Origin of the sequence: Spiroplasma endosymbiont of Megaselia nigra (assembly GCF_003987485.1) — a bacterium.
In the GTDB taxonomy this organism is placed as follows: domain Bacteria; phylum Bacillota_I; class Bacilli_A; order Mycoplasmatales; family Mycoplasmataceae; genus Spiroplasma.
This window is the reverse complement of the sequence record NZ_RCOO01000195.1, coordinates 1-1988: the sequence shown is the minus strand read 5'-3', so window position 1 is coordinate 1988 and position 1988 is coordinate 1. Positions and strand designations below refer to the sequence as shown.

The following is a 1988-nucleotide window of genomic DNA, read 5'->3' as shown; positions in this document are numbered from 1 at the left end:
TTTTGGACCTTTTGGTGTATTTAAAATTCCTTTTTTAAAATTTCTTTGTCATGAATCAAGTGTTTTTATATTTACTTTATATTTTTGTGCAATATAAGTAAGTGATGTTTGTTCAATTTCTTTTACTGTATTTTTTCGAAATTCTGCAGTATATGTTTTAAATTTTTGTTCTTTTCCTGCCATTAAAAAATGCACCTCCTCTAAAAGTTTAGTAAAGTTCTTTTTTAATTTTACTTACTTTTTGGGGTGCAGTCTTTATTACCTTGAATTTGAAAGAAAACGCTTAACAGATGAAGAATTAGAAAACTTAAAACAAGTTTATTTTAGTAAATCAAAAAATAATTTTATTGAAATGGAGGATAAATAATATGTTAGAAGAAATTAAAAGAGAAATAAAAAGTATTATTGATGATATTGATAATTTAAAAAATGATATTGATTATTACGAAGATGCAGAAACAACAGAAGATTTAGATTTTAAAGGTTGATATCGTAGTTTTATGAAAATCATTTCCCAATTAGAAAAAATTATTGAGGAGGATTAAAAAATGAGTGATATTGTAAAAAATACAGTAAATAGTATTACATTTCAATTTCCTTTAAAAGGAGATGATTTTAAAGAATTAAGTTTAAAAGCATTAACAATTAAAAAATGAATTGATGAAAATGGACAAGAATTAGCAGAATTTATATATCGTCATCATAATCATTATGCATTAAATGGTTATCAAGATATTCATTTAAAAGATATTCCTAGTCTTATAAGCAAAGTTGATATTGTTTTTAAAGAACCATCAGAAATAATTAAACCATTTAAAGATAATTTAAATCTTATTCGTACTTATATTATTAATTTAGAAAAATTAATTGAAAATCATAAAATTGGTATAAAAAATAATATTAATCAAGTACGAATTCAAAAACAAAATGAATTTTTTAAAGAACAAGAATTAAAAAAACAGGAATTAATTGAAAAAGCAAATAATTTAACTGTTGATATGGGGTTAGATATAGAGCAAATTCAAGATGAACAAGTTAGAGTTATGGAAGAAGCTGAAAAAATTGATAAATCGTTAGAACCAAAAGAACTTAAAAAAGTTGGTATTAATTTAATTAAAGAAAAATTATTAGTTAAAGATATTGAAATTGTTGGTATTAATGATGATGCTATTCAAAAAGCAGATAGATTAGAACTTATTTCTTTAATTAAAGGTTATCTTTTAGTAGATGAAAAATTAGTTAAAAATGAAATTAAAGAACAATGAGATAGTAATAAAGATATTAATACTATCGGAGTTAAATTTATTGATTTTAAAATAAATAAAGGGGTGAAATAAAATGGCAAATGAATTACAACAATATATTAAAGGTGCAATTGTTAAATATGAATTAAAAGTTAATGAAAAATACTTAAAAGAAAATATTTTAGCATTAGAATAATTGAAAATGAAAAATGGACAAAGTTATATGTCATTAGTTTCTAATGCTGATAATGCTAAAATCACAGCATTAGGAATTATTAAATTAAGTAATAAAGGTTTAATATTTGGAAAAGATTTTAATATTATTCCATTTAAAAATAAATTAACAACTATTATTTATAGTAAAGTTTATTGTAAAAGAATTGAAGAAGCAGGATATAGTCCACGAAAATCAATTATATTTAAAAGTGAAAAATTTGAATGGCATGCTATAAATTCTTGTCCTAAAATACATGAAATTAATTTTAATGCAAATACTAGTGATTATAATGAAATTATTGGTGCTTATGCATTTGCAAAAGATAAAAATGGAAATTACCAAGGTATTTTATTAAGAAAAGCAGATATTGATCGTTTAAAAAATATTAGTCCGTCAGGTAATGGACAATATAGCCCATGAGTAAATTAACCAAAAGAAATGGTTGAAGCAAAATTATATCGTAAATTAGCATTAGAAATGGGAATTGATATTTCTGATATTGATTTAGATGAAAAAGAAATTAAAGA

General features: G+C 22.0%; 5 protein-coding genes. 4 read left to right on the top strand and 1 reads right to left on the bottom strand.

Features of this window, described 5'->3' with window-relative positions:
• Positions 1-183, bottom strand: a 183-nt coding sequence (locus D9R21_RS06020) for a transposase (protein ID WP_148108859.1), incomplete at its 3' end; no start/stop codon positions are given.
• Positions 184-241: 58 nt separating this feature from the next.
• On the opposite strand from D9R21_RS06020, the gene D9R21_RS08570 reads away from it, so the two are divergent.
• The 4 genes from D9R21_RS08570 (at position 242) to D9R21_RS06010 (ending at position 1890) form a co-directional block, all read left to right on the top strand.
• The gene (locus D9R21_RS08570) at positions 242-367 is read left to right on the top strand and encodes a hypothetical protein (protein WP_255416630.1); all 126 of its coding nucleotides are present in this window, start codon (positions 242-244) and stop codon (positions 365-367) included.
• A 1-nt stretch (position 368) separates the two neighbouring features.
• Entirely contained in the window at positions 369-545 is a 177-nt protein-coding gene (locus tag D9R21_RS07475; RefSeq protein WP_158613949.1) for a hypothetical protein, read from the top strand.
• Positions 546-548: 3 nt separating this feature from the next.
• Entirely contained in the window at positions 549-1337 is a 789-nt protein-coding gene (locus D9R21_RS06015; protein ID WP_126821490.1) for a hypothetical protein, read from the top strand.
• 109 nt (positions 1338-1446) lie between these two features.
• Positions 1447-1890, top strand: coding sequence for a recombinase RecT (locus tag D9R21_RS06010; protein WP_126821489.1), 444 nt, complete (start codon positions 1447-1449; stop codon positions 1888-1890).
• Positions 1891-1988 lie beyond the last annotated feature (98 nt).